The sequence below is a fragment of the Pedobacter sp. genome (assembly GCF_031119335.1).
GTDB lineage: Bacteria > Bacteroidota > Bacteroidia > Sphingobacteriales > Sphingobacteriaceae > Pedobacter.
In genome coordinates, this window is record NZ_JAVHXT010000017.1 from 51,712 (window position 1) to 77,871 (window position 26,160).

At 37.5% G+C, this 26,160-nt stretch carries 23 protein-coding genes; 6 read left to right on the forward strand and 17 right to left on the reverse strand.

Going from position 1 to position 26,160, the window contains the following annotated elements; all coding sequences use genetic code 11:
- The first annotated feature begins 22 nt into the window (after positions 1–22).
- The 3 genes from miaA (at position 23) to REI64_RS15870 (ending at position 2,812) form a co-directional block, all read left to right on the forward strand.
- A complete protein-coding gene (miaA, locus tag REI64_RS15860; RefSeq protein WP_308851119.1) occupies positions 23–955 on the forward strand; it encodes a tRNA (adenosine(37)-N6)-dimethylallyltransferase MiaA in 933 nt (310 codons plus the stop codon).
- Positions 956–1,078: 123 nt separating this feature from the next.
- The gene (locus REI64_RS15865) at positions 1,079–2,110 is read left to right on the forward strand and encodes an LLM class flavin-dependent oxidoreductase (protein WP_308851120.1); all 1,032 of its coding nucleotides are present in this window, start codon (positions 1,079–1,081) and stop codon (positions 2,108–2,110) included.
- A gap of 324 nt (positions 2,111–2,434) precedes the next feature.
- On the forward strand, positions 2,435–2,812 hold the full coding sequence (locus REI64_RS15870; protein WP_308851121.1) for a DUF423 domain-containing protein: 378 nt from the start codon (positions 2,435–2,437) through the stop codon (positions 2,810–2,812).
- 459 nt (positions 2,813–3,271) lie between these two features.
- Here the strand turns inward: REI64_RS15870 and REI64_RS15875 are convergent, their stop codons facing one another.
- Positions 3,272–5,827 carry a zinc-dependent metalloprotease gene (locus REI64_RS15875; protein ID WP_308851122.1) on the reverse strand — a complete coding sequence of 852 codons (2,556 nt, stop codon included), beginning with the start codon at positions 5,825–5,827 and terminating at the stop codon, positions 3,272–3,274.
- A 174-nt stretch (positions 5,828–6,001) separates the two neighbouring features.
- A complete protein-coding gene (gene holA / locus REI64_RS15880) occupies positions 6,002–7,021 on the reverse strand; it encodes a DNA polymerase III subunit delta (RefSeq protein WP_308851123.1) in 1,020 nt (339 codons plus the stop codon).
- A gap of 403 nt (positions 7,022–7,424) precedes the next feature.
- Here holA and REI64_RS15885 point away from each other — a divergent pair, with 403 nt between their 5' ends.
- On the forward strand, positions 7,425–7,886 hold the full coding sequence (locus REI64_RS15885; protein WP_308851124.1) for a type I restriction enzyme HsdR N-terminal domain-containing protein: 462 nt from the start codon (positions 7,425–7,427) through the stop codon (positions 7,884–7,886).
- A 407-nt stretch (positions 7,887–8,293) separates the two neighbouring features.
- Here the strand turns inward: REI64_RS15885 and REI64_RS15890 are convergent, their stop codons facing one another.
- From REI64_RS15890 to ubiE, 14 genes are all read right to left on the reverse strand, one after another.
- A complete protein-coding gene (locus REI64_RS15890) occupies positions 8,294–10,195 on the reverse strand; it encodes a class II glutamine amidotransferase (protein WP_308851125.1) in 1,902 nt (633 codons plus the stop codon).
- Positions 10,196–10,309: 114 nt separating this feature from the next.
- Positions 10,310–11,134 (reverse strand): glutamate racemase, encoded by an 825-nt coding sequence (gene murI / locus REI64_RS15895; RefSeq protein WP_308851126.1) that lies wholly within the window; start codon positions 11,132–11,134, stop codon positions 10,310–10,312.
- A gap of 61 nt (positions 11,135–11,195) precedes the next feature.
- Positions 11,196–11,789 (reverse strand): OmpH family outer membrane protein, encoded by a 594-nt coding sequence (locus tag REI64_RS15900; protein ID WP_308851127.1) that lies wholly within the window; start codon positions 11,787–11,789, stop codon positions 11,196–11,198.
- 79 nt (positions 11,790–11,868) lie between these two features.
- On the reverse strand, positions 11,869–12,399 hold the full coding sequence (locus REI64_RS15905) for an OmpH family outer membrane protein (RefSeq protein ID WP_308851128.1): 531 nt from the start codon (positions 12,397–12,399) through the stop codon (positions 11,869–11,871).
- Positions 12,400–12,447: 48 nt separating this feature from the next.
- Positions 12,448–14,991, reverse strand: a complete 2,544-nt coding sequence (gene bamA, locus REI64_RS15910; protein WP_308851129.1) for an outer membrane protein assembly factor BamA — start codon at positions 14,989–14,991, stop codon at positions 12,448–12,450.
- 63 nt (positions 14,992–15,054) lie between these two features.
- Positions 15,055–15,816, reverse strand: coding sequence for an isoprenyl transferase (locus REI64_RS15915; protein WP_308851173.1), 762 nt, complete (start codon positions 15,814–15,816; stop codon positions 15,055–15,057).
- Between the two features lies 1 nt (position 15,817).
- Positions 15,818–16,618: a DUF6089 family protein gene (locus REI64_RS15920; RefSeq protein WP_308851130.1), complete on the reverse strand. Its 801-nt coding sequence runs from the start codon at positions 16,616–16,618 to the stop codon at positions 15,818–15,820.
- Between the two features lies 1 nt (position 16,619).
- Complete coding sequence (locus tag REI64_RS15925) at positions 16,620–17,501, reverse strand: NAD kinase (RefSeq protein WP_308851131.1); 882 nt, start codon at positions 17,499–17,501, stop codon at positions 16,620–16,622.
- 8 nt (positions 17,502–17,509) lie between these two features.
- A complete protein-coding gene (locus REI64_RS15930; RefSeq protein ID WP_308851132.1) occupies positions 17,510–18,172 on the reverse strand; it encodes a CBS domain-containing protein in 663 nt (220 codons plus the stop codon).
- Between the two features lie 60 nt (positions 18,173–18,232).
- The gene (locus REI64_RS15935; protein WP_308851133.1) at positions 18,233–18,997 is read right to left on the reverse strand and encodes an alpha/beta hydrolase; all 765 of its coding nucleotides are present in this window, start codon (positions 18,995–18,997) and stop codon (positions 18,233–18,235) included.
- A gap of 188 nt (positions 18,998–19,185) precedes the next feature.
- A complete protein-coding gene (locus REI64_RS15940; RefSeq protein WP_308851134.1) occupies positions 19,186–19,632 on the reverse strand; it encodes a GatB/YqeY domain-containing protein in 447 nt (148 codons plus the stop codon).
- A 122-nt stretch (positions 19,633–19,754) separates the two neighbouring features.
- Positions 19,755–20,513 carry an SDR family NAD(P)-dependent oxidoreductase gene (locus REI64_RS15945; protein ID WP_308851135.1) on the reverse strand — a complete coding sequence of 253 codons (759 nt, stop codon included), beginning with the start codon at positions 20,511–20,513 and terminating at the stop codon, positions 19,755–19,757.
- Positions 20,514–20,573: 60 nt separating this feature from the next.
- Entirely contained in the window at positions 20,574–21,329 is a 756-nt protein-coding gene (locus REI64_RS15950; protein ID WP_308851136.1) for an outer membrane beta-barrel protein, read from the reverse strand.
- Positions 21,326–22,054: a bifunctional demethylmenaquinone methyltransferase/2-methoxy-6-polyprenyl-1,4-benzoquinol methylase UbiE gene (ubiE, locus tag REI64_RS15955; RefSeq protein WP_308851137.1), complete on the reverse strand. Its 729-nt coding sequence runs from the start codon at positions 22,052–22,054 to the stop codon at positions 21,326–21,328. The genes REI64_RS15950 and ubiE overlap by 4 nt, the downstream gene beginning before the upstream one ends.
- A gap of 191 nt (positions 22,055–22,245) precedes the next feature.
- On the opposite strand from ubiE, the gene yihA reads away from it, so the two are divergent.
- The gene (yihA, locus tag REI64_RS15960; protein ID WP_308851138.1) at positions 22,246–22,893 is read left to right on the forward strand and encodes a ribosome biogenesis GTP-binding protein YihA/YsxC; all 648 of its coding nucleotides are present in this window, start codon (positions 22,246–22,248) and stop codon (positions 22,891–22,893) included.
- Between the two features lie 43 nt (positions 22,894–22,936).
- Positions 22,937–23,794, forward strand: a complete 858-nt coding sequence (locus REI64_RS15965) for a UbiA-like polyprenyltransferase (protein ID WP_308851139.1) — start codon at positions 22,937–22,939, stop codon at positions 23,792–23,794.
- Between the two features lie 220 nt (positions 23,795–24,014).
- Here REI64_RS15965 and REI64_RS15970 read toward each other — a convergent pair whose 3' ends face one another.
- Positions 24,015–25,994: a KUP/HAK/KT family potassium transporter gene (locus REI64_RS15970; protein ID WP_308851140.1), complete on the reverse strand. Its 1,980-nt coding sequence runs from the start codon at positions 25,992–25,994 to the stop codon at positions 24,015–24,017.
- Positions 25,995–26,160: the final 166 nt, after the last annotated feature.

Here is a 26,160-nt window from a genome sequence, read left to right on the forward strand (position 1 = left end):
GGAACCATTTATTTCATAACTGATGCTGTCTAGTAAATCCAACAATCCTGAAAATCAAGATCAAAAGACTTTAATAGTTATAGTTGGGCCAACGGCTATTGGTAAAACTTCGTTAGCTATTCAACTGGCAAAGCATTTCCAAACAGAGATTATTTCTGCAGATTCACGTCAGTTTTTTAAGGAAATGAGTATTGGTACGGCCAAGCCTTCGGAAGAGGAATTGGCTGCAGCACCACATCATTTTATTAATTCGCACAGCGTTACACAACTCTTTAGCACAGGCGATTTTGAAGTTGAGGCACTTGCATTAATGCACAAGCTATTTACCGAACACAATGTGCTAGTTATGGTTGGTGGATCTGGTCTGTACATCAATGCAATTTGTAATGGTTTAGATGATATGCCAGATATCGACTTAAACATCCGTGAGCAATTAAACCAACAATTTGCTGATGAAGGTATAGAGCCTATTAGAAAACAGCTTTCCGAATTAGACCCTGAATATTTTGCAAAAGTAGACCAAAGCAATCCGCAGCGAATGATACGTGGTTTAGAAGTAGTACTTTCTACAGGGCAAAAGCTGAGTTCTTTTCTCACTTCTAACAAAAAAGAACGTCCGTTTAATATCATCAAAATTGGTTTAAATACCGACAGAGAAAAGCTCTACAATCAGATAAACCACAGAGTGGATGTGATGATTGAAAACGGTTTGGTGGAAGAAGTAAAATCCTTAGAAGCTTACAAAGAACTTAATGCACTTAAAACTGTAGGATACTCTGAAATTTTCGATTACCTCGATGGTAAAACTGACTTAGCAACTGCTATAGATAAGATTAAACAAAACACCCGTCGCTTTGCAAAGAGACAATTAACTTGGTTTAGGAAGGATACTGAAACTACTTGGTTTGAGCCAGGACAGAATGAACAAGTAATTGCTTTTGTTGGCAAGGACTAGTGTTAAGACTTACGAAGTTTTAAAAACTTCGTAAGTCTGTCGCATTCCAATACATTTCTTAACATACATCAAAAACTTTGCGCTATAGATAGAGTTATCTTTGTATCAAATAAAAGGAACACTATGGAATTAGGCATTGGAATGTTTGGCGATTTACAGATTAACGCCAAAGGCGAAGTACAATCGGCACAACAACGTTTACAAGAAATTATAGCAGAAATTAAGCTGATGGATGAAGTTGGCTTAGATTTTTACGGTATTGGCGAACATCACAGACCAGACTACGCCGTTTCTGCACCAGAAATTATTTTAGCGGCAGCAGCAACAGTTACAAAAAACATCAAATTAGGAAGTGCAGTCTCTGTCTTAAGCTCGTCAGATCCTGTTAAATTATATCAAAGTTTTGCTACGGTAGATTTAATTTCTAACGGCAGAGCCGAGTTAATGGCTGGCCGTGGTAGTTTTATCGAGTCGTTTCCTTTGTATGGTCAGAACTTAGCAGATTACGATGCCTTGTTTGAAGAGAAACTAAACCTCTTGGTAAAAATTAACGAACAGGAAACTATTTCTTGGAAAGGAAAATTTAGACCAGAGTTAAAAGAGCAACAGATATTACCCAGAGCGGTAGATAATAATTTGAAAATTTGGGTGGCCGTTGGTGGCACTCCGGCATCGGTAGTTAGAGCTGGAAAATTAGGCTTACCGGTAATGTTTGCCATTATTGGTGGTAATCCAGAACAGTTCCAACCTCTGTTTGATTACTACAAACAAGCTTACGGAGATGCTGGACATGACATGAGCAAGTTTCAAGTTGGTGTGCACATGCACTCGTTCTTCGGAGATGATAGTCAAGCTACGGCAGATTACTACTACCCGGTTTATTCTGCGCAGATGGATAGAATTGGCAAATCGAGAGGTTGGCCGCCATTTCAACGTGGACAATATGATTACGGAAGATCGAAACATGGCCATTTAATTATTGGTGATGCTAACGAAACTGCCGAGAAAATCATTATGATGCACGAATTGTTTGGACTAACCCGTTTCTCTGCACACATGGATGTTGGTGCTCCGTCACACGATCACATGATGAAGTCTATTGAAATTTATGGGGAGAAAATCGCTCCGCAAGTGAGAAAAGCATTAAATAAATAACAACCTCAGTTCGATTATTATTTAACTGATTTACAGCTTCATATCATATATTTTATTCTAATTGATTTGCTTCGCAGCTATTGCATGGTCAGGGCGACAGTATATTGGCACTCCGTCTCCCGAAATTAATTCGGGACTAGTTTTAACAGCTTGTTTTGACATATTTAGCAATCGAACTCAGATTAATAAGCTATTATCGTCATTGCGAGGCACGAAGCAATCTTAAAGCGATAGGTTAATAATCCTGTCATAGTAATAAGATTGCTTCGTGCCTCGCAATGACGACATTTTTTAGTCAAACAAATTTATAACTACCTTTACGCCATGACTAATAACTGTGCAATTATTACTGGTGCTACATTCGGATTATTATCAATCATATTTGGTGCTTTTGGCGCACACGCTTTAAAGAAAGTTTTGTCTGTAGAAAAACTAGCATCTTTTGAAGTTGGTGTACGCTATCAAATTTACAGCGCCCTATTTTTGATACTGATTGGCTACAATGCAAATTTTGAGCTAAGTTTAATTAGCTGGTCTTATTATTTGGTTACCATTGGCACGGTTCTATTTTCGTTTAGTATTTACTTATTGTCATTATCCGAATACTTAAATAAGAACTTCAAATTTCTTGGCCCTATTACGCCACTTGGCGGATTATTGATGATTTTAGGTTGGGGATGCTTGTTGCTTTCTGTTGTTTAATTCGCTTAATTTTAAACAACAATTTTTTAATCATTTGAAAAACAATGTGAGTAGATTTTGGCAATTGTAGCCCTGCTTTCCGCTGCTATCTTTTTGTCACATTTCTACATCATTTCGAACGCATGTGAGAAATCTCTAAGTAAAACGCTTCTTAAAACAGATTTCTCCTCATACTTCGTCGAAATTACGCACCAAAAAGTATATCCGCTTCAAACAGGTTTAATTAACAAAGGTAATGGTTCTTTTGGCCGTTTGTTGGGCAGGTGCTAATGGCTTTTCTTCGTTTCATAGACCCGATTGTAGCGGCAGCCCCGAGTGAGCTTGGAGCAGCGCATTGGGAACGAGGGCTATAGCGGAAAGCGGGACTACCGATAATAGGAATACTGACCCTTCCGCTCCAAAACAAAAAATCCCCCGACATATACTATCGGAGGATTCCAGAATTATTTAAGTCCTTGCTTATTTCTTTTTATCTAAAGCTTTTTCGATACGATCTGACAAATCTTCTAAGTGATATTTGCTTAAAGTATCGGCTTGTGAGCTTGCTTTAATTGCTTTATCTAACTCACGTAACTGTCCTTTAACCACAGAAACCGCATCGGTTTGGCTAGCTGTTAAACCAGTTGGAGCGGCACCGCCTCTTCCAAAAGTTGCTGCGCTAGCGGCTGCAGGAGCCGGAGGGTTGATAATGGTGATTAATCTCTCTACATAAGCTTTCTGTAAGTTTCTACGATATACATCAATAGCGGCATTGCCTTTCAATTCAGTAAAGATTGAAGCGTTTAAATCTTTGAACAAATCAGAGATTTTATAGGCAGTTGCGCCATCGGCAGCCTCGGCAGCAATCAAGTTACCCAAAACTCTAGTAGAAATTACTCTGGCTAGGGCTGCATTTTGCAATTTAGAAACTACTACTAACGGACTTTCGCTAATATTATCTAAAATAGTTTGATCTAACAACCATTTTGGCGTAGTGAAAACTTGTGCATTTAACCAGTTTACTGCTTCTTTTTGCGTCGCTGCTGGCGTACGTTCGTAAATTACACCTGCTTGATCTACAGTTTTTGGATTTTCGTAGATACCACCAATGTTTTTACTAACGTGACCAATATAACGACCAAACTGAGTAGTCAACTGACCGTACATATTGCTTAGCTCATCGTAGTTTTCGCCGGGCTGTTTGGTCCAGGCATTTAAATTAGCAACGATAACTTTCAAGTTTTTGATACCATAGTCACTCGCTTTCATTGCATTGTCGCTCAAATCTTCGCTTTGCGAATGCGGATCATCTGGATTAGTTTCGGTACCGAACCATAAACGTCTGTTCTTTGCTGATTCTAAGGTCATCTTATCTAAGATCTTCATATCAGAAGCTACGTTTTTGCTATCTGGGAAGTATCTATAACCCCACTCAATTGCCCATTTATCGTAATCGCCAATGCGTGGATATAAACCTACTTTAGAAATGTTATCTTCTGGTTGCGCAACGTAGTTAAAACGAGCATAGTCCATTATAGATGGTGTGTGGCCATTTTCTTCTACCCATTTTTTATTACGTAGATTTTCTGTTGGCACTGTTGAACTAGACCCGTGGTTATGACGTAGACCTAGCGTGTGACCCACTTCGTGAGAAGAAACAAAACGAATTAAATCGCCCATTAACTCATCGCTAAAGTTAACCGTACGAGCTCTTTTATCTACAGCCGCAGTTTGAATGAAATACCAATCGCGAACTAATTTCATTACATTGTGGTACCAGTTAATGTGGCTTTCCATAATCTCACCAGTACGTGGATCTGAAATACTTGGACCACTTGCATTAGGAATTTCTGATGGTTTGTAAACAATGGCCGAGTTACGGGCATCGTCTAAACTCCAAGTAGAATCTTGTGCTTTTGTAGGTGCAATTTTACCAATTACGGCATTTTTGAAACCTGCTTTTTCAAAAGCTTTTTGCCAATCGTTAACACCAGCAATTAAATAAGGCACCCATTTTTTAGGCGTAGCCGGATCGATATAGAAAATGATAGGTTTAGCTGGTTCTACCAATTCGCCACGTTTGTACTTAGCCATATCTTGTGGTTTTGGTTCTAATCTCCAACGTTTTACCAACTGCACCTCTTTTACCCCTTGTGGGTTTAAATCAAAATCGGTATAACCAACTGCGAAATAACCAACACGAGGATCGAAATAACGTGGTTTCATTGGATTTTTAGGTAAAATTACCAACGAAGTGTTTAACTCTAAAGTTACCGAACCTGTTGCTGCACCAGCACCGCCAAATGAAGGAGCTCCACCAGCGCTTGGTGTTGCAGCTTTAGCGTAAGTTTTTACGGTTTTAATCTCTACGTTAGTTGGGAAACTTCTTACGTCTTGGATATAGCTTCTATCTGCCTGTTGTGCACCAATACCAAATCTCGATTTGAACATTGGAGAGCTGAAGTAGAAAATATCATTATCGCTATTGATGTAAGTAGTAACGTCAATTACGCTACCGTCTTTACCAGGAGTGTAAGCTGCAATATCAAAAGCAGCAGCAATTGGCTGTACGCTAGAATTTTGTAACGACTGATACATTGAAGCAGTACTGTCTGCGCTGTAAGCTCTGAAGCTAATTTTACGCATGAAAATTCTGTTGTTTGGTCCTTTTTCGAAACGGATAACCGAACTTCCGATTTGATCGCCAGCGTAACCTTGCGCTGCACGAACCTCAGCTCCAGACTTTGAAATACGGCTTACCACCAAAATATCTCTATTTAATGTAGTATCTGCAATTTCAAAATAGAATTTGTCTTCAATTTTGTGAGAAGTAATCATCCCTTTGCGGCTTAATGCTTTGTTAGTGATTACTTGGTCGTAAGGTTTTGGTTGTGCTTTAGGTGCCGCTGCCGCTCCGAAAGCTCCAGGAGCCCGGCGTGTGCTATCAGTAGGGGCTCCGCCTTGAGTTGGTCGTTGTGCGTGGGCAAAAGTCACCACACCAGCAGCCAATAATAGGGTAAATAGATTTTTCTTCATCAATTTATTTGAATAAGTTAATTGTGAAGTAAAAATAAGCGAAGCGCTACGAAATATTCAGAATTGGATATAACTTCTTAGTTACAAGATGTAAAAAATCTAATTGGCCACAGATGCACAGATTTTAAAATAGAAATTAAGTGCAGCATCATCTGTGCATCTGTGGCAAAAAACCTAATGCAATATCTTAAAAACCAATTCTTTCAATAAATCGCCATCAGATATATTGCCCGTACTATCCAAACCTTTGCTCTTCAAATCATACTCTCTTAGTAAACTAATGATATCGAAAGTTTTGCCAGCATTAAAAGTGCGTGCGGCAGCTTCATAATCTTTAAGAAAATAAGGGCTTACACCAAGCTCCCTAGCTGCATCGTTTTTATTGGTTAAATAATGATATTTAAGGATTTTTGAGAAATAAGAATTGAGATTGGCCATTACCATAATCATTGGGTTGGCTTTTGGATTACCCGCAAAGTAATTGATAATCTGATTGCTCTTTAACACATTACGTGTAGCCAATGCCTTTTGCAGTTCAAACACATTGTATTCCTTACTAATTCCTATATTTCGCTGAATATGATCTGTTTGGATAGTGGTAGATTTATCTATATTCAAACACAATTTTTCAACCTCATTTGCTATTTTAGAAAGATCTGTACCCAAATATTCAGCCATTAAAGCTACCGCTTGAGGATCTATTTTGTAGCCCTTAGTTTTGATATGATCTTCTATCCAAGGTACGAGCTTATAATCTCTTACTGGATCACTTTGAAAAACGACACCATTACTATTAATGGCTTTATAGATCTTTTTACGTTTATCGAAATTAGCATACTTATAGGCAAGTACTAAAATTGTGCTAGGCAACGGCTTCTCGAAATATGCAAGGGTAAAATCAGCTTCTTTACTAGCCCCTTCGTTTGCCCATTTCAAATCTTGCGCTTCTTTTACAATAATCAATTGATATTCGGACATCATTGGATAGCGCTTAGCAGCATTCATCACCGTAGCCATATCGGTATCTTTACCGTATAAAACAGTCTGGTTGAAACCTTTCTCACCATCAGACAGTATATGTTTCTCCATATACTCTACTATCTGATCAATAAAATAGGGTTCTTCGCCCTGTAATAGATAAACTGGCTTAAATTTTCTAGCTTTTAAATCCTTAATGATGTCTTCGGCAGTCATGCTCAAAGTTACAAATTTACCCCTAACCCCTAAAGGGGAATTATTGACAAATAGACTAACATCCATTATCCCGACCTCAATCATAAAATACTTTTATTTATCTGTCTGATGTTTTAAAAATCAGGAAAGCAGTTTCCGCATTTCATAGCCACCAGTAGTCCTGCACTACGTTACAAGTCCTCTCCCGATGAAAAAATCGGGATTGCGGGCTTTCCACTTCGTTCAGGTTTATTGTACAAAATCCTGTGGCACTAACACTTACAACTTAACTGTTTTACGCGAGTATATACTTACACACTGCCTTTCAGCAAAATTGTCAATCTGCTGCCACTAAAACTTTAGACCATTTCTTTTTCAACAATCTAGCAATGAAACAATAAAACAATCTTATTTTTGATGTCTGATGTTCAACCCTACTCCACTTAACCTACCTTTCTATCCTTTTAAAATTACCCAAAGGGATGGGCTACATTACATTTTTGATGAAGCGAGAAAGAAGCATTTGGTACTCACACCTGAGGAATGGGTAAGACAGCATTTTATCAAATACCTTATTAAAGAAAAACAGTTCCCTGTTAGTTTAATGCAGATTGAAGGTGGATTAAGCCTAAATCAAACCAGAAAACGTAGCGATATTTTAGTGCTAACGAAAGCAGGTGAAAAATTGATGGTGGTAGAATGTAAAGCGCCCTCGGTAAACATCACACAAGCTACCTTTGACCAAGCCGCAAGATACAATTCGGTGTATAAAGCAAAATGGCTAGTGATTACTAATGGGTTAAGCCACTACTACGCACAGATAGATCACGAAAATAAAGGCTTTTCTTTTGTGGAGGAATTGCCTGTTTATAGTTTATTAGTTTAGTAGAAAACCTCGTTACATCATTATTGCGAGGTACGAAGCTATCTTACTAATCAAAAGCATACACGCTTTAAGATTGCTTCGTACCTCGCAATGACGACGCGGTTTTAATAAAAAAGAGAAACCTTGCTAGATTTTTCCTTTCAGTCGAAATGACGACCTTTTTAATTCCCTACGCTGTTCGGGATTTGAAATCCCGAACCTCTTATCTGCTGATTTGAAATCCGCAATTCTTTAAGTCGAGATTATAAATCGAGTTCATCTAAATAATCTCAACTAGCAAATTTTAAAATAGATTCTTCGCTGCGCTCTGAATGACAAAGTCCGTGAAAGCCAGCAATGACCATTGTTATAGACAAAAAAGGAGAAATCTATCAAGACCTCTCCCTTTAAATGATATAAGTTTTAGCTTAATAAGCTCTTTGGTTATTTCCTTCTTTCCAGTTAACAAAAGCTTTATTCACTACCTTGTTACCCCCTGGTGTAGGGTAATCTCCAGAGAAATACCAATCGCCAACGTGATTTGGACAAGCCTCGTGCAAGCCTTCCAAAGTTTGATAGATTACTTCAACTTCTGCAACTGTTTCTGCTGGCGTGATAATTTTAGCAATTTTATCCGAAATTTCTTGAGGTGTAAATGGCTTATAAATCTCTTTTACGTAGTTTACAATTTCTTCTTTCGGCAATTCTAAAGAAGCTTTACATTTTTGGTAAACATCTTCGATAATATGCTCTTGTCCTCTTTCTTTCAGCAATTGAATAGCTGCATCGAAAGCTACGAATTGCCCCATTTTAGACATATCGATACCATAACAATCCGGGTATCTAATCTGCGGCGCAGAAGAAACAATCACAATTTTCTTTGGGTGTAACCTATCGATAATCTTGATGATACTTTGCTTTAAAGTTGTACCTCTCACAATCGAATCATCTACGGCAACCAAAGTGTCCGTATGATTTTTGATTACGCCGTAAGTGGTATCGTAAACGTGGGCAACCATTTCTCCCCTATCCGCATCTTGGGTGATAAAGGTACGTAGCTTCACATCTTTGATGGCTAATTTCTCTACACGTGGACGCATCGACAGCAATTCGTCTAGCGCCACATCATCCAAAACCTCTTTGCGCTTCAACAACGTCTCTTTCTGCACATCTCTAATGTATTTGTGCAACCCATCTACCATACCGTAAAAAGAAACTTCGGCGGTGTTTGGAATAAATGAGAAAACTGTATTCTTTAAATCGTAGTTAACCGACTTCAAGATTGGATCACACAACAGCTCTCCAAGTTTTTTACGCTCTTTGTATATATCAGCATCGCTACCTCTTGAAAAATAAATACGCTCAAACGAACATGCTTTCTTTTCTAAAGGTTCACGGAACATTTCCTCAGTTACTGTTCCATCCTTTTTAATAATCAAGGCATGGCCCGGCTTAATCTCTTTTACATTATTGATCTGCACTTTAAATGCAGTTTGAATCGCTGGTCTTTCTGAAGCGGCAACCACCACTTCATCATCAACATAATAAAACGCCGGACGGATACCCGCTGGATCTCTCATCACAAAAGCATCGCCATTACCAACAATTCCAGACATGGCATAACCACCATCCCAGCTTTTTGCCGAACGCTTTAAGATGTTTGCGATGTTTAAGTTCTCTGAAATTTTATGCGTAATCTCTACGTTAGTTAAGCCATCCTTTTTGTATTCATCAAACAATGCTTGATTTTCATCATCCAAAAAGTGACCTATTTTCTCTAGAACGGTAACCGTATCTGCTTTTTCTTTTGGGTGCTGGCCTAGTTCGTACAACTGCTCTAACAGTTCGTCTACATTGGTCATGTTAAAGTTACCTGCAATGACCAAGTTTCTGGTCATCCAGTTGTTTTGGCGCAAGAAAGGATGGCAATTCTCGATACTATTTTTACCGTGGGTACCATAACGAAGGTGCCCCAACAATACTTCGCCAATAAAGCTCACATTTTGCTTCAAAAACTCGGTATCCTTCATCAGCTCAGGAGTTTCTTCCTGTATACTAACAAATTTGTTTTGTACGTAACCGAAGATATCTGCAACGGCATTTTGGGCCATCGAGCGATAACGGCTAATGTAGCGGCTACCCGGTTTCATGTCTAATTTAATAGTTGCAATACCTGCTCCGTCCTGACCGCGATTGTGCTGCTTTTCCATCAACAAATACAATTTGTTTAGGCCATAAAGTGCAGTACCGTATTTTTCTTGGTAGTATGAGAGAGGTTTTAACAAGCGGATAAAGGCTATTCCGCATTCGTGTTTGATCTGTTCGCTCATTGATTGTGAATGAAGGTGCAAACTTACCCTTTTATATATTCAAAACCTAGTAAGAAACTACTCGAATTACTTCAAATACATCATTTTTGTGTTATATTTTTGAGACAGAAAAACTTACAGTTTTATTTTAACAGACAAAACCTCTTTCTCTAAAAAAACAGAAGCATGTCGGTTGAAGGCTTCGGCGTCGCCAGTAGTATAAAACGAAGCTTGGTTTTGCTTGCTTATCTTTTGGTCGATCTCTGGATGTCGTTGTAAATAATTCACTAAACTATTGGCCACAATATCGCCCTGCGAAACTACTTTGATGTTAGAAGAGAGGTACGCTTCTATTTTCGGCAACAGTAATGGATAATGTGTACAAGCCAACAAAATAGTGTCAATAGAAGGAGACTGTTTAAGCAACTGATCTAAATACTGCTTAACAAAATAATCGGCGCCATTGCCTGTATGTTCTCCGTTTTCTATTAATGGCACCCACATTGGACAAGCCTGCTGATGAACACTCACTTCTGGAAAGAACTTATTAATCTCGATTAGGTACGACTCGGATTTGATTGTTCCCCTTGTACCTAACACGCCTACTGATTTTGTGCCACTCACATTTCCTATCACTTCGGCAGTTGGTCTTATTACTCCTAAAACACGGTGGTTTGGATATTTTTTAGGCAAATCTAACTGTTGTATATTTCTGAGTGCTTTGGCCGATGCTGTATTACAGGCCAAAATTACCAATGGACAACCTTGTGCAAAAAGCCATTCTACACATTCTAAAGTATATTGATAAACGGTTTCGAAAGAATGATCGCCATAAGGTGAACGAGCATTGTCGCCTAAATAAATATAATTGTAAGATGGCAACTTTTCTGCAATAGACTTAAAGATGGTTAATCCGCCGAAGCCAGAATCGAATATGCCTATGGAATTTTGTAAGTTCATGTGCATAAAAAAGCGGAATTAAGCTTACCTAATTCCGCCGTTTATTAATTTAATATTTTGATTAAGGTTTTTTAGCGCCAGCAGCTGGTTTAGCAGCAGTTGGAGCAGTAGCCGAAATACCTAACTTAGCTTTTACAGCAGGAGTGATGTCTTCACCACCATCAAAATAAACTAAGTTATTGAAACCTTGAGATGCTGAAATATCAAATACATAAGCCAAACCTTTTTCTTTAGAAATGGCATTGATAGCAGTAGCTACTTTTTGTTGCAACGGAGGGAAAACCTCAGCTTGCTTAGCTTCTACAGTTTCTCTAGCTTTATTACGAGCATCCTCAATTCTCTTTTGTAAATCTGTTAACTCAGTTTGAGCTTGGGTTAATTCTTTAACAACTACCTCTCTGTTTGCCTCACTAAGTGTTCTCTCTTTTTCTTGAGCAGCTTTTAATTTATTTTGATACTCAGCAATCATTTTATCAATTTCAGCTTGCTTAGTTTTAGCTAAATTCTCGATAGTGGTAGAAACTGTTTTAGCTTCTGACCAAGTACCAAAAATCTCATCTGAGTTTAAGTGACCAAATTTTTGCTGAGCGTTAACAACTTGTGTAGTTAAAAGTAATCCTGCCGCTACAAATAATCCTTTAATTAACTTTTTCATTCTATTTTTTCTAATGTTATTAATGTTTGTTATTGGTTTCAATCTAAGCCGATTTACAACCGGTTTTGACTATTATGTGTTATTTTACTAAAGTTCCGGGTTTATAACCTAATCTTATAATTACGTCGTTACTGATATCGTAGTTTGCACTGGCATAAATCATCATGGTGCTTTCACTACTTTTATCAAAAACGAAGTCAATGTATTTGTTTTTTGCAACTTCTGCAATGGTAGAAGAAACTTTTTCTTGAATTGGCTTCAATAATTTAGAACGAGTTTGGAATAAATCTCCCTCAGGACCAAATTTCTGACGTTGTAATTCTTTTGCTTTTTTCTCTTTTTCAATGATATCGTTCTCTCTACGTCTTCTCATATCATCAGTTAATAAAACCTGATCTGCTTGATAGGCCTTATACATTGCATCCACTTCCTTGAAAACGTCATCAACTTCTTTTTGGTATTGCTTAGACAAACCTTCTATTTGTGTTAACGATGATTTGTAATCAGGAACATGCTTTAAAATATATTCCGTGTCTACGTAAGCCATTTTTTGTGCCGATACTCCTAAAGCCATTAAGAGTAAAACGCTTGCTAAAAATATTCTTTTCATACTAAGATTTCTTTTTAATTGTGTGTTAAGTTCTTTAAACGCTCTCAATTAGTTAAAACCGCCCATTTGTTGCGCTATACTAAAGTGGAATTGTCCTTTGTTAGCATCAGGTACTCCTGGGATGTTATCAAATCCATAACCATAATCTATGCCAAGTAATCCGAAAATTGGTAAAAATATCTTTGCACCAACACCAACCGACCTTCTCACGTTAAATGGATTAAAGTCGCGGAACTTATCCCAAGTATTACCAGCCTCACCAAAAACTGTCATAAAGGCAGTTGCTTGTTGTGAACTAATTACTGGATATCTTAACTCCATTACATATTTAGTAAAGATAGGACTACCAGAGTTTTGTGCAATATTAGGATTAGCACCTACAGGAATAACCGAGTTGTTTGAGTAACCACGCATTGCAATAATTTCCGAACCTTGTAAGAAATCGAAACCTTGCATACCGTCACCTCCTAATTTAAAACGCTCAAATGCCGACTGACCTACAGCACTGTTATACGAACCCAAGAAACCAAACTGCGCCTGACCTTTAAACACCAACTTGCCCACCACCGTTTCGAACCATTGTGCTTCCATTTTCCATTTATGGTATTCTGTAAATCTGTAACGATCTTTATCAGATGCGGTGTTGTAATTTACGTTGTTAAGTAACGAATATGGAGGAGTAGCTTGCACTGTAAATCTCAGATATGCACCACCAGTTGGGAAAATATTATGGTTTCTCGAATCCCTAGCAATTTCTTGGGTAAAGTTTAAGTTGTACGACTCTCCCGTGCTAAATAAGAAACCTGGATAGTTGTTCAAGATATACTGATTTAAGTTGATAGAGTGAGATAATGAGAACCAGTTATCTGGCCATTTTAACCTTCTACCCAAGCTAAACGAAACACCATTTAAACGTATGCCATAATAATTTGAGTGGGTTTTAGCTAAACCATTAGATTGTAGCGATGTAAACGCACTTACGCCAAAACTAACTGGCTTTTTACCTCCAAACCAAGGCTCTGAGAATGAAAAACTATACGATTGATAGAATTTACCATTAGTTTGGCCACGTAGGCTCAACCTTTGTCCATCTCCTTTTGGCAATGGTCTATAAGCTTCGCCTTTAAATAAATTTCTTAACGAGAAGTTATTGAAGGTTAAACCTAAGGTACCAATAACACGGCCACCACCAAAACCACCTGATAATTCGATTTGATCTGAAGGTTTTTCTTCTACGTGGTAAACAATATCTACAGTACCATCTGCCGGGTTTGGTTTTGGTACAGGATTGGTTTTAGACTCGTCAAAGTTACCTAACTGACCAATTTCACGCACACTTCTGATCAACTGCTCTTTTGAGAAGAAATCTCCAGGCTTGGTACGAATTTCCCTTAAAACTACCCTATCATTAGTGATGGTATTTCCCAGAACACTTACTTTGTTTACTGTATATTTAGGCCCCTCGTAGATACGCATTTCTACGTCTACAGTGTCGCCGTAAATTCTGGTTTGTACCGGGTCTACGTTAAAAGTCAAATAACCATCGTTCAAATAAAGACTAGAAACATCATCGCCATTGGCACTTCCTCTTAGTTTTTTCTCTAGTTTTTCTTCGCTAAACACCTCACCTTTCTCAATGCCAAAAATCTTCTCTAACAGATCGGTGTTGTATTTCGCATTACCAACCCAACTAATGTTTCCAAAGTAATATTTAGGGCCTTCGTACATCTTTATTTTGATGCCAACCGTTTTATCGTTGTACTTATAAACGCTATCACTAATGATTGCCGCATCGCGATAACCTTTTTCGTGTAGTTTAGCAACAAAATTTAGTTTATCTTCTTCGTATTTCTCTTTATTAAATTTACCGCTACCAAAAACTTTATAGAAAGCACGTTGCTTGGTCTTCTTTAAGTATTTTCTAAGCTTAGCTGAGCTGAATTCTTTATTTCCTTCAAATTCAATTTTTTGAACCTTAACTCTTCGTCCTCTATCAATATTAACTTGTAAAATAACACTGTTTTCCTGATTTGGATCTGGTTTAGATTTATAATCGATGGTGGTGTAGAAAAATCCTTTTTCGTACAAATACTTAGTAATTACAGATCTTGTTGTATTGTACAAATTATCGTTGATGATAGATTTACCAGCCCTATCGCCCAATTTTTCTTGAATATCTGTTTTTTGAGATTTACTAATACCGTTGAACTCAAAACCACTTAAACGCGGCAGCTCTACTACTTCAATATCAAAATACACAGTATCGCCGTTAATCTTCGATACGTTGAGCTTAATGTCATCAAACAAACCTTGTGCCCAAAGATTTTTGATTGCATTTGCTGTAGCTTCGCCTGGCAACATAATCGACTCACCAGTGGTTAATTTAGAAAGCACAATAATTACGTCCTTATCTAAATATTTTGAACCTGTTAAAGTAGTACCTCCAATAATATATTCTCTTGGGGTGAAATAGTCTAAATTTAGGCCGTTTACTTTTAAGGAAGGGGTAGCTTGTTGTTGTTGGTTACGAATTTGTGCTAACGACGGAAAACCGATCAAAAGCAGAAATACTAGTTGGTATATTCTTCTCATTTACAATCTAAAAAACGTTGCTAAGTTAATTTAAACTCATGTTAAAAAGTGTTAAAAGAAAAATTAGTTCAATTGCTCACTAATTTTGCCAAAGCGACGTTCGCGTTTTTGATAATCTACAATGGCCTCATACAGATGTTCTCTTCTGAAATCGGGCCACAGTGTTTCTGTGAAATATAGTTCGGTATAAGCCATTTGCCACAAAAGGTAATTACTGATACGGTGCTCTCCGCTGGTACGTATCATTAACTCGGGATCGGGCATGTTTACCGTAGTTAACTGCGAAGCAAAAAGTTGCTCATCAACCTGATTGATAGCTAGTTTTCCGTCCTTTACCTGTTCGGCTATTTTTCTGGCCGCTTCTACAATTTCCCATTTGGCACTATAGCTTAATGCCAAGGTTAATGTACATTTAGTATTTGCTTTGGTTTTATCCATTGCAGCAGCCAGGTCATCGATACATTTTTGTGGTAACGATTTTAAATCGCCTATGGCATTTAGCTTAATGTTATTTTTATTCAGCGTTTCTGCTTCTTGGTTAATGGTCGAAATCAAGAGTTCCATCAAGGCATTTACCTCTTCTATTGGGCGGTTCCAGTTTTCGGTAGAAAAAGCATAAACAGTAAGATATTTAACGCCTATCTCTACACATCCTTCTACAATATCCTTTACAGAAAGCACACCACTCTCGTGACCAAAAACCCTAAATTTACCTTGGTTTTTTGCCCAACGACCGTTGCCATCCATAATAATTGCAATATGCTCTGGCAAGCGGTTAATATCTATTTGATCTTTAAAATCCATTACTGTTTTTGAGGCCTTTATCTTAAAAGCACTTTTGGCTCACAAAGGTATAAGTTATGCCAATACCTACAAACATATAAGTATCTCTTTTTCTAAAATCTCCTCGCTGAATGTCTTTACCTCCAATATTGTAGCCTAAAACTTCATTAGATCTATCTGATAATGCAATTTGAATTTGCCTAACCGACTGATCACTTGAGAAATTTGCTGGGTCAGGATATTTATCGCCAACGTCATCTAGGTAATCTGTATAGGCATTTCTATAACCGATATTGGTCATAATAGTCCAATTACTCTTAAAATTATACTTTAAACCGAAACCAAAAGGCACTGTTAAAGCATAGGTTTTATAATCAATCGCTTCTGTATCGTAAAGTGCGAGTTTATATTCTGTACCTTGATATATAGCTTTAGGGCTGAAAAGTACCGCACCTACGCCTGTGTACAAATAAGGAGAAAACCTTGAATATCCTCCGCCAGAAAAATAGTCGAAGAAATTAAAATCGACCATCAAACTCATTTCGTGAAGTTTGTTGCTGAAGCTTAAATTACGCTGCCTAAACTGCTCGTTGCTAGATTTTGCATCATCGGCTTTAATTTTTCCATTGTTGTAATTAAAAGATAGTGCCCAATTAGGATCGAAATTTGCTTTGACAAATGCGCCTAAATGCAATCCGCTTACTTTTAAAGGATTGGTTGGATTTAAATCGCCCATATAACCAGCGCCACCCGCCTGCAAACCTACTTCCCAAGTTTGGGCGTTAGATTTTGAAGACAGAAACGAAGTAAAAATGATGGCTAATAGCGTTTTTTTATAACTCATCCTAATAATTACGGGTATCGATACCCCAAAGCAATTTATTCCTTAACGTAGTTAGAAACGTTTCATTGTTAAGGCGGATAAGATTTATATTAAATTTTGCTTTGTTGATACTGATTTTCACACTGCGGTCTACGGTTTCCGTCCTGGAATCGCAAGTAAGGAGGAATTTTGTACTGCGAGCCTCTACTTCAAAAGTTAGCTCTACATCATCAGGAACTATAATTGGCCTTACATTAAGGTTATGCGGTGCTACTGGCGTAATCACGAAGTTTTGTGCACTTGGTAAAATGATTGGACCACCGCAACTTAACGAATAAGCAGTAGATCCCGTTGGTGTTGCAATAATCAATCCATCGGCCCAGTATGAGTTTACAAACTCACCGTTCATATAGGCGTGGATAATCATCATGGCAGAATCATCTCGCCTATGGATGGTGATATCGTTCAAAGCAAAATTTTCGTCGCCAAACAAACCACTTTTCGATTCTAAACTCAACAAACTACGTTTATCGATAGCATACTCGCCATTTATTAAGGCATTAATAGCTCCTTGAATTTCAGTTTTATTGATACTTGCCAAAAAGCCCAATCTCCCAAAGTTAATCCCGATTACAGGAATTTGGGAATCCCTTACCAGAGCCAACGTATCTAGCAAAGTACCATCGCCCCCTAAACTTATCAAAATATCAGCTTTGCTTAATAACTCTGTATGACCAGAAAAAGTAGAAATTTGCGATGGAAGTTTAATTTTATCTTTAATGAAATCGAAAAATTTACGATAAACAGTTACTTCAAGTTTTTTTGCAGTTAAGGTGTCGAACACCTCTTGTACAAATGGTAATACGCTATCATTAAAATCTCTACCGTAAAGGGCTATTTTCATCCGGCTATTTATACATTTAAATAGTTCATGAAAGAATTAAATCTATCCATAGAACCGTCGTCGTGATTGCTATTATTAAAAACTGCTTTAACTTCATATTCGTAGCGTTCAAATGAAGAAACAATACCAGAAAGATCTGTTTTATTTATCTTCAGTGTAACTTCCAAACGAGTAGAATCGGCAAATGAATTGACATAAGAAGATAGTATTTGTGCATTATCAGCTTCTACAATTTGCGCCATGTGCGCTAAAGAATTATTCCTGTTGGAGATGGAAAGTACAATGATGCCGCCTGGCTCGTTTACAGAATAAAGATTTGCCGAGTAGTTAAGTACGCTATTGATGGAAACCACTCCTAAGTAATTCTTTTGCTGATCTAAAACAGGCACTACAGATAACTGAAGTTCGCTAAATAACCTAATTACTTCATAAACATGAGCATTCTCGAAAGTAAAAGTGTTAAGCAAAGCTAATGGTAAGGCGCCAATTGCAATTTCCATATCTCTAGCTTCCATTAGCTCTTCTTCAGAAACCAAACCCAAATATTGAATTTCGTTTACGATAGGCAAGTGATAAACTTTGAACTCGTTCATACGGTCCAACGCCTTGCGTACAGTATCTGATGTACGTAAAGGTGGTATAATGTTCGATATGAGTTCTCCTGCTATCATTTTCAGTTCTCAGTTTTCAGTATGTCACTAGCTTAAGCCTTTCTATTTTCGGCCTTTCTGTTATTTAAGCAAAATTCTGTCCAAAAATTTTTCTAAGTAGCTGTTAAATACTTCTGGTTGCTCCATCATAGGTGCGTGTCCGCATTCATCCACCCAGTTTAGCTCAGAATTTGGCAGCAATTCGTGAAACTCTTTCGCAACATCTGGAGGAGTAACTTTGTCCTGTTTGCCCCAAATTAGAGACACTGGGATGGTTATTTTTTTCAGCTCTTTAGCCATATTGTGCCTAATAGCTGATTTTGCTAAAGCCAAAATACGGATTACTCTTGCTCGGTCGTTAACTGTTTTAAACACTTCATCAACCAGTTCTTTGGTTGCCGTTGCCGGATTGTAAAACGTAAACTCTACTTTTTCTCTAATAAAGTCGTAACTCTCTCTTTTAGGGAAAGATCCACCAAATGCATTTTCATACAAACCAGAGCTTCCTGTAAGCACTAAAGCCTTCACATATTCTTGATGCGCTGTAGTAAATACTAAACCAACATGACCTCCTAAAGAATTGCCCACTAGTACAACTTGTTCTAGTTTCTTAAATTTAAGGAAACGATGTAAATGCTTAGATAGGCTTTTCACACCCAATGTTAATATAGGTAATTCGTAAATAGGCAATATGGGTACGATGACTCTATATTTGCTTCTAAATTTCTCAATAGCGTATTCCCAGTTACTTAATTCTCCCATCAAACCATGAAGTAACACTAAAGGTTCTCCTTCCCCAACCTCTATATATTTGAAACCCTCTTGTTCGATTACTTCGTAATTCATAAATATTATTGTGTATGTTTTTTCACCTATTTAACTTTATTTTCAATGGTGGTGAAGCTGCCATGATTAGTTATTCCTCCTTGATTTGTAAATCATGGCGGTTTGGTATATGCCACTAAGTTAATAGAGTAAATGCAATTAATGTGAAATAATATCACATTTTTATTATTTAGTTTATTGTAGAAAGACTAAGACAGCTGGCTTTTTACGATTTCACCAATTAATTTACCTTCTGCTTTTCCAGCTAATTCTTTATTTGCCAAGCCCATTACTTTACCCATTTCTTTCACAGAAGCAGCACCCGTTTCGGCAATAATTTTTGCTATAATCGCTTCTATTTCGGCTCTTTCCATTTGTTTAGGCAGAAATTTAGAGATCACATCTATCTCTTCTTGCTCTACTTGGTAAAGATCTTCCCTTCCCTGCGTTTTATAGATATCTGCAGATTCTTTACGTTGCTTAACAAGCTTTTGTAAAATTTTTATTTCAGCTTCTTCGTTGATATCTTCGGCTTGTCCTTTTTCTGTTTTTGCTAACAGCAACGCAGCTTTGATAGCTCTAAGGCCTCTTAACTTAACTTGGTCTTTAGCTAACATTGCTTGTTTTATTTCTTGATCTATGTTTGTTGAAATCATTTTATGATGGTTAATTGTTTACTTGGTTAACTGTCTAAAATGGTTAATTGTTAAAATCGGTTAACTGGTTAATCGCTGGCAAGGTACAGTTAACCGATTAACCAATTATACAGTTAACCTTATTAGTTTCTTTTTACGATGGTGCCGGTAGCTTGCGCCGTTGGCATAATCAGCATATCGTTGATGTTTACATGCGCTGGTCTGCTTACTACATACCAAATGGCATCAGCAATATCTTGGGCAATTAATGGTTCTAATCCGTCATATACCTTTTTAGCTCTATTTTCATCGCCTTTAAAGCGTACAATAGAAAATTCTGTTTCTACCATACCCGGATTAATTGCAGTAACTTTAATACCATGTGGCAGCAAATCGATACGCATTCCCTTATTAAGCGCATCTACCGCATGCTTGGTTGCGCAATATACATTACCGTTAGGATAAACTTCCTTACCAGCAATAGAACCAATATTAATGATGTGCCCTTTTTTGCGCTCTACCATCCAACTAGAAACCACTTTGGTTACGTAAAGCAGGCCTTTAATATTGGTATCAATCATCCTATCCCAATCTTCCGTATCGCCTTTATCTATCGGATCTAAACCTTGGCTCAAACCTGCATTGTTCACTAGCACGTCAACATTCTTCCACTCGGCAGGCAAAGTTTCTAAAACATAGTTGATGTTTTCCTTGTCCCTTACATCAGCCTGTATTTTTTTCACTTTGATACCATGTTTTTCTACAAGTTGCTGCGCTTGTGCATCTAACAAATTTTCTCGGCGGGCAATCAAGATCAAATCATAACCTTCGGCGGCAAAAGTATTTGCGCTAGCTGCCCCAATACCAGATGTAGCTCCTGTAATTAATGCGATTTTAGCCATTATTCAATTTGCGTTTGGCACAAAGTTATACTTTTTGTAGACACACACAATTATGTGGCTTTACTCGAAAAATAAGCTAAAAGTAAAATTCCTTAAAATAGCCTTTTCAATTGGCCTAGCAAATGGGTGGTTTTCATGCTTTAAGATATCTCCAAACGAATGGCTAACTTTTAATTCGGGCGACATTTTAAAATATTCGAAATAGAGATCGAAGCCTATTGCAGCTTCATAAGATCCAAAATTCCTTTTATTCTTCAAAATTTTGTAGATAAGCGCCTTATCATCGTCGTTTGCTTTTTTGCCAGAAGCTAAATCCATCGAATATTTTGCACCGAGTAACAAATATGCCCTAAAATCCTTCCTTCTTTCAGATTTCAGTTTAATTCCGAGCGGAAATTCTACCATTGTAGCTGAGACTTTTTGTTGTGTTTTGCCATCAACAAAATCTGACGGACCGTTTACCGAAGGCAATGCGTATTGATAATCTACTAACCTATCATTAAACACCAAAGTTGGTGTACTCCGTAAATCTACATTCTTGGTTAATCTTAAATTCACAACAAAACCTATCCCAAAACCTGCAGATAGCGGTGAGCTTATCGAATTAAGCTGATCTGTAATTGGAATATTATTCTGTTCGTAATCTAGAAAGACATCACGCCAGTTAGGACTTCTAATTATCTTATATTCTGATGCTATGTATTGGAAACTAAATCCCCAGTTAAAATCCTGCTGATCTATACCGCCGCCCCAATTTTGAGCCTTAAGCGCAAACGTGATGAAAGAAAATAAGAGAATTAGTAAGGTTTTCTTCATTTAATACCTGTGTAGATGGCACTAATTCCAAACGTAAGCGAACGGTGTTTGGTATGTTGGTAGCCAACTTTTTCCATGAGGTTGGTAAAGTTCTTACCATCTGGAAATGCCTGTACCGATTCTTCTAAATAGGCGTAAGCTTTTTTATCCTTCGAAAATAAACCTCCAAAAAATGGTGTAGCATATTTAAAATAGAAGTGATACAGTTGCTTAACCGGAAAAACCTTTGGTTTAGAAAACTCTAAAACAACCACCTTACCTCCTGGTTTCAGCACACGCAACATATCAGCCAATCCTTTTTCTAAGTTTTCGTAGTTGCGCACTCCAAATGCAACAGTGATAGCATCAAAAGTATTATCCTCAAAGTGCAAGCCCTCAGAATCTCCTTTTTGTACAGAAAAAACATGACCTAGGTTTCTATCGGCTATTTTCTTTTTTGCTACTTCCAACATTCCTTCCGAAATATCTACACCAATGATTTGTTGTGGTTTCAAGATCTTGATCGATTCAAATGCAAAGTCTCCCGTTCCAGTAGCTACATCTAAAATCTTTTGAGGTTTAGTAGTTAAAAGTTCTTTAATTGCTTTTTTACGCCAAATGATATCAATCCCCAAAGAAAGAAAATGGTTAAGAAAATCGTAAGTGCCCGAAATATTATTGAACATGCTGGCTACCTGCTCTTTTTTTGTTTCGGTACCAGAATAAGGAGTAATTTGTGGATTCATGCTTCGGCAAAGATAGGGTTATTTTGGTTAACTGTAGGAATTGGTTAACTGGTTAATCGGTTATTTACAACTATGAATTTTGGTTAACTTGCTAACCCTGGACTTTGATTAACTGCACGCAAGTTAATCGATTAACCAATTTAAACGGTTTAAACAATTAACCAATCGTAACAAAACACTACCTTTGCCTTATGATTATTAAATCTGCAACCTTCGTAGTCAGTAATACAAAAGTATCGGCTTTGCCGCTACCAGATATGCCTGAGTATGCTTTCATTGGACGTTCTAATGTTGGTAAATCGTCCCTAATCAATATGTTGGTTAACCAACAGGGATTAGCGAAAACATCGCAAAAACCAGGAAAAACGCAGTTGATTAACCATTTTTTAGTGAATGAGAAATGGTACATTGTAGATTTACCTGGTTACGGATACGCACGAGTTTCGAAAAGCAGCCGTGAGAAATGGGAGAAATTCATTAGGGCATATCTTACCAAGAGAGAAAATCTGCAATGCGTTTTTGTGTTAATTGATAGCAGATTAGAACCTCAAAAAATTGATTTGGAATTTTGTTCTTGGTTGGGCGAATGCCAAATTCCTTTTGCGCTAGTTTATACTAAATCGGATAAACAATCTGGACCGAAAACAGACCAAAACGTAGCCAAATTTAATAAAACACTGCTTGGCTGGTTTGAAGAAGTTCCACCATTTTTTGTTACTTCTTCTGAGAATGGGCAAGGAAAGGAGAAATTGTTACAATTCATTCAGGAAGTAAACCAAGATTTTGTACAACCGGTTATAGATCCAAAATTCTATGCTGCTAGCAATCCAGAAAAATAGACAAAATTTCGCTCAAAGGCTACAATTATACCTCGTTAATTAAATGAAGAAATACTTCTCCCTTGTATTATTTGCGCATTCCATATTTGCAATGCCGTTTGCATTTATTGGATTTTTCTTGGGTGTAACCACTACCAGCAATCCTTTTAATTGGTATTTGTTATTGGCAGTTGTACTTTGTATGGTGTTCGCCCGTAATGCGGCAATGGCTTTCAATAGATATTTAGATAGAGATATCGATGCTAAAAATCCACGTACTGCAACAAGAGATATCCCCGCTGGAAAAATATCTGCTAAAGAGGCTTTAACTTTCGTGATTATTAACTGCGTATTGTTCATAGCTACTACCTATTTAATCAATCCGCTTTGTTTTTATTTATCGCCAATAGCAATTTTCACGGTACTCTTTTATAGCTACACCAAACGCTTTACGGCACTTTGCCACTTGGTTTTGGGTGTTGGATTGGGCTTAGCTCCTATTGGCGCCTACATTGCAGTAACTGGTCATTTTAGTATCGTACCAGTGTTGTATTCGTTTGCAGTATTGTTTTGGGTAAGCGGCTTCGATATCATTTATGCTTTGCAGGATGAAGATTTCGACCGTTCTCAAAAACTACATTCTATCCCGTCTGCATTGGGCAGGAAAAATGCACTCAAACTATCTTCGTTTTTGCACGTACTTTCTGCGGCTTGCGTTATCAGCCCTATTTATTTCATGGATTTTGGCTGGACCTACTATGCTGGAGTTGTTTTTTTCTGCGCTATGTTAGTTTATCAGCACCGCTTGGTAAAACCTAACGACATCAGTAAGGTTGATAGAGCCTTTGCAACCACCAACGGTTATGCTTCAGTTGTTTTTGCTGTTTGTTTCTTGGTTGATACGTATTTACGGACGAAGTAGTTAGATCGTTCATTGGTTCATTGGTTCATTAGTTCACTAGCTCATTGGTTCGTTAGCTCATTGGTTGCTAAAATGTCCACGCTGATTTTCGCAGATTTAAACCGCTGATTTTGCAGATCTTGAACTAAGCTAAGTTCTCAAGTTGTGGTAAAATCTCACTACCTTCAATTTCAGTTTCTCTCCCCTTTGGGGAGAGATGCCAAAGGCAGAGAGGGGCCAATTAAACCGGCAACCTGTGCAACTCAACATCATCTGGACTTACAAAAATTAACGGTACCTTTTCTACATCAACATAACTAGAATCTAAGCCGAAACTGGTTACTTCAGATAAACTTAGTTTTTTAAGCAGCATATAGTAATCCATAATGGTTTCCTCATAGAAGCTCAAATTGGTAAACTTGCTCATGGTTTTCTCTAAAAGTACAAACCTAAAATCGCCAGTTATTTTATGTTTATTTAAAGATGCATATTGACTTGTAATATCCACTTCGCCATTCTTCACTAATTCTTCAACCACTTTACGATAAAGTAAGTTTACACGTTGCTCAATCCTAAAACCAAGTTTAAAATCTATTCTGATCAGTTTACCAGGAATTAAAAATTCTACTTTGTAATCCATGGTGTAAGGCTCGTCCATTACATCCACGTGTACCAGCCAATACACGTCTGCACGTTTAGGCTCTTTTTGTATTATTGAATAAATGATTTTAGACTCTATCTCTTGCTTAAAGTTGGCACTAGTTAAATAAACCAATTGAGATGAAAACTTAGGTACGGAAATATCGCTACTCAATTCTTTGATGATATCATAGTAGTCGTCAATTTCTACGTACTTCACAAAACGATTTTTGATTTTACGAGCCGAGTACCAAGTCCACATTACGCTTAACAACACCGAGCTCATTAAAAGAGCAAACCATCCGCCGTGCGTAAATTTAGACATGTTACCTACTAAGAAGGCTAATTCTATCGCCATGTAAACCGAAACAAACAGTACGATTAAATACATCGGAAACTTTTTGCGCAACATATATACAGCAACCAAAACGGTGGTCATTAAGAACGTAAGGTTAATTGCCAAACCATAGGCACCTTCCATGCGGCTCGAATCCTTAAATATCAAAACGATGATGATACAGCCGGCAAAAAGTATCCAGTTGATAGATGGCACGTAAAGCTGTCCTTTTTGTACACTAGGATAGTTGATTCTCACTTTTGGCCATAAGTTGAGCCTTACCGCTTCCGAAATGAGCGTGTAAGAACCCGATATCATTGCCTGCGAAGCAATTACCGCAGCAAGTGTGGCCAAGCCTACCAAATACAGCACCATACTAGCTGGCACGAGTTCGAAAAATGGATTTGTTGTTGCGATATTATAGTTAGCGTGATTTAAAATCCAAGCACCCTGACCTAAATAGTTGAATATCAACATCAGCTTTACGAAAACCCAAGCAACACGGATATTTGCTTTACCGCAGTGGCCCAAATCAGAATACAATGCTTCTGCCCCTGTTGTACAAAGGAAAACACCACCTAAAATGAGCAATGCTTTTGAGTTAGTTCGCAATAAATCGAACGCATAATAAGGGTTAAGCGCCTTTAAAACAAAAGGGCTATCAATTATTTGGATAAAACCAATACCGCCCAACACCAAAAACCACAATAGCATAATTGGTCCAAAAAGTTTGCCTACTAAATTGGTACCGAACTGTTGTATCACAAAGAGTACGGTCACGATAGCAAGTACAATAGGCAGTATTGACAGCTCTGGAAACTTCAATTTTAAACCTTCAATAGCAGAGGTAACAGTAATACTTGGTGTAATCATTCCATCGGCAAGTAAGGCAGCACCGCCAATAATTGCAGGAATAACCAGCCACTTTGCTTTTTTACGCACTAAAGAGTAAAGCGAAAAAATTCCACCCTCACCTTTGTTATCGGCACGCAAGGTAACGATCACGTATTTGATGGTCGTTTGCAAAGTCAGCGTCCAAATAATACAGGATAAAGCGCCTAAAACTAGCTTTTCGTCTAGCGCAGGAGTAACCCATTGTCCGTTTACCTGAATTTTCGCTAACGCGATGTTAAAAATGGCTTTTAATGTATAAAGAGGCGACGTTCCTATGTCGCCAAACACTATACCTAGTGTTAATAATAACCCTCCGGCAGTAAGGGCATTAACGTTTTTATGACTTGACACGTAATAATATTTTGAAGCAAAATTACATAAATATTCAAGATTAAAATTGATTTGATTCGAAAAGCTAAAAATTTAAAATCTCGCCCTAAAACCAAATCATTTTATATCTCTGTTAAATATTGTTAAATAATATAAACCTTCAACTTTTTGTTTGATTTTTTTGTTT

Coding starts and splice junctions, on each gene's coding strand:
- REI64_RS15890 (WP_308851125.1), bottom strand. CDS start 10,195: ATGAGCGAACAGATCAAACACGAATGCGGAATAGCCTTTATCCGCTTG.
- REI64_RS15870 (WP_308851121.1), top strand. CDS start 2,435: ATGACTAATAACTGTGCAATTATTACTGGTGCTACATTCGGATTATTA.
- REI64_RS15965 (WP_308851139.1), top strand. CDS start 22,937: ATGAAGAAATACTTCTCCCTTGTATTATTTGCGCATTCCATATTTGCA.
- REI64_RS15945 (WP_308851135.1), bottom strand. CDS start 20,513: ATGGCTAAAATCGCATTAATTACAGGAGCTACATCTGGTATTGGGGCA.
- miaA (WP_308851119.1), top strand. CDS start 23: ATGCTGTCTAGTAAATCCAACAATCCTGAAAATCAAGATCAAAAGACT.
- holA (WP_308851123.1), bottom strand. CDS start 7,021: ATGACTGCCGAAGACATCATTAAGGATTTAAAAGCTAGAAAATTTAAG.
- REI64_RS15875 (WP_308851122.1), bottom strand. CDS start 5,827: ATGAAGAAAAATCTATTTACCCTATTATTGGCTGCTGGTGTGGTGACT.
- bamA (WP_308851129.1), bottom strand. CDS start 14,991: ATGAGAAGAATATACCAACTAGTATTTCTGCTTTTGATCGGTTTTCCG.
- REI64_RS15905 (WP_308851128.1), bottom strand. CDS start 12,399: ATGAAAAGAATATTTTTAGCAAGCGTTTTACTCTTAATGGCTTTAGGA.
- yihA (WP_308851138.1), top strand. CDS start 22,246: ATGATTATTAAATCTGCAACCTTCGTAGTCAGTAATACAAAAGTATCG.
- REI64_RS15920 (WP_308851130.1), bottom strand. CDS start 16,618: ATGAGTTATAAAAAAACGCTATTAGCCATCATTTTTACTTCGTTTCTG.
- REI64_RS15940 (WP_308851134.1), bottom strand. CDS start 19,632: ATGATTTCAACAAACATAGATCAAGAAATAAAACAAGCAATGTTAGCT.
- REI64_RS15900 (WP_308851127.1), bottom strand. CDS start 11,789: ATGAAAAAGTTAATTAAAGGATTATTTGTAGCGGCAGGATTACTTTTA.
- REI64_RS15885 (WP_308851124.1), top strand. CDS start 7,425: ATGTTCAACCCTACTCCACTTAACCTACCTTTCTATCCTTTTAAAATT.
- ubiE (WP_308851137.1), bottom strand. CDS start 22,054: ATGAATCCACAAATTACTCCTTATTCTGGTACCGAAACAAAAAAAGAG.
- REI64_RS15935 (WP_308851133.1), bottom strand. CDS start 18,997: ATGAATTACGAAGTAATCGAACAAGAGGGTTTCAAATATATAGAGGTT.
- murI (WP_308851126.1), bottom strand. CDS start 11,134: ATGAACTTACAAAATTCCATAGGCATATTCGATTCTGGCTTCGGCGGA.
- REI64_RS15950 (WP_308851136.1), bottom strand. CDS start 21,329: ATGAAGAAAACCTTACTAATTCTCTTATTTTCTTTCATCACGTTTGCG.
- REI64_RS15930 (WP_308851132.1), bottom strand. CDS start 18,172: ATGATAGCAGGAGAACTCATATCGAACATTATACCACCTTTACGTACA.
- REI64_RS15865 (WP_308851120.1), top strand. CDS start 1,079: ATGGAATTAGGCATTGGAATGTTTGGCGATTTACAGATTAACGCCAAA.
- REI64_RS15925 (WP_308851131.1), bottom strand. CDS start 17,501: ATGAAAATAGCCCTTTACGGTAGAGATTTTAATGATAGCGTATTACCA.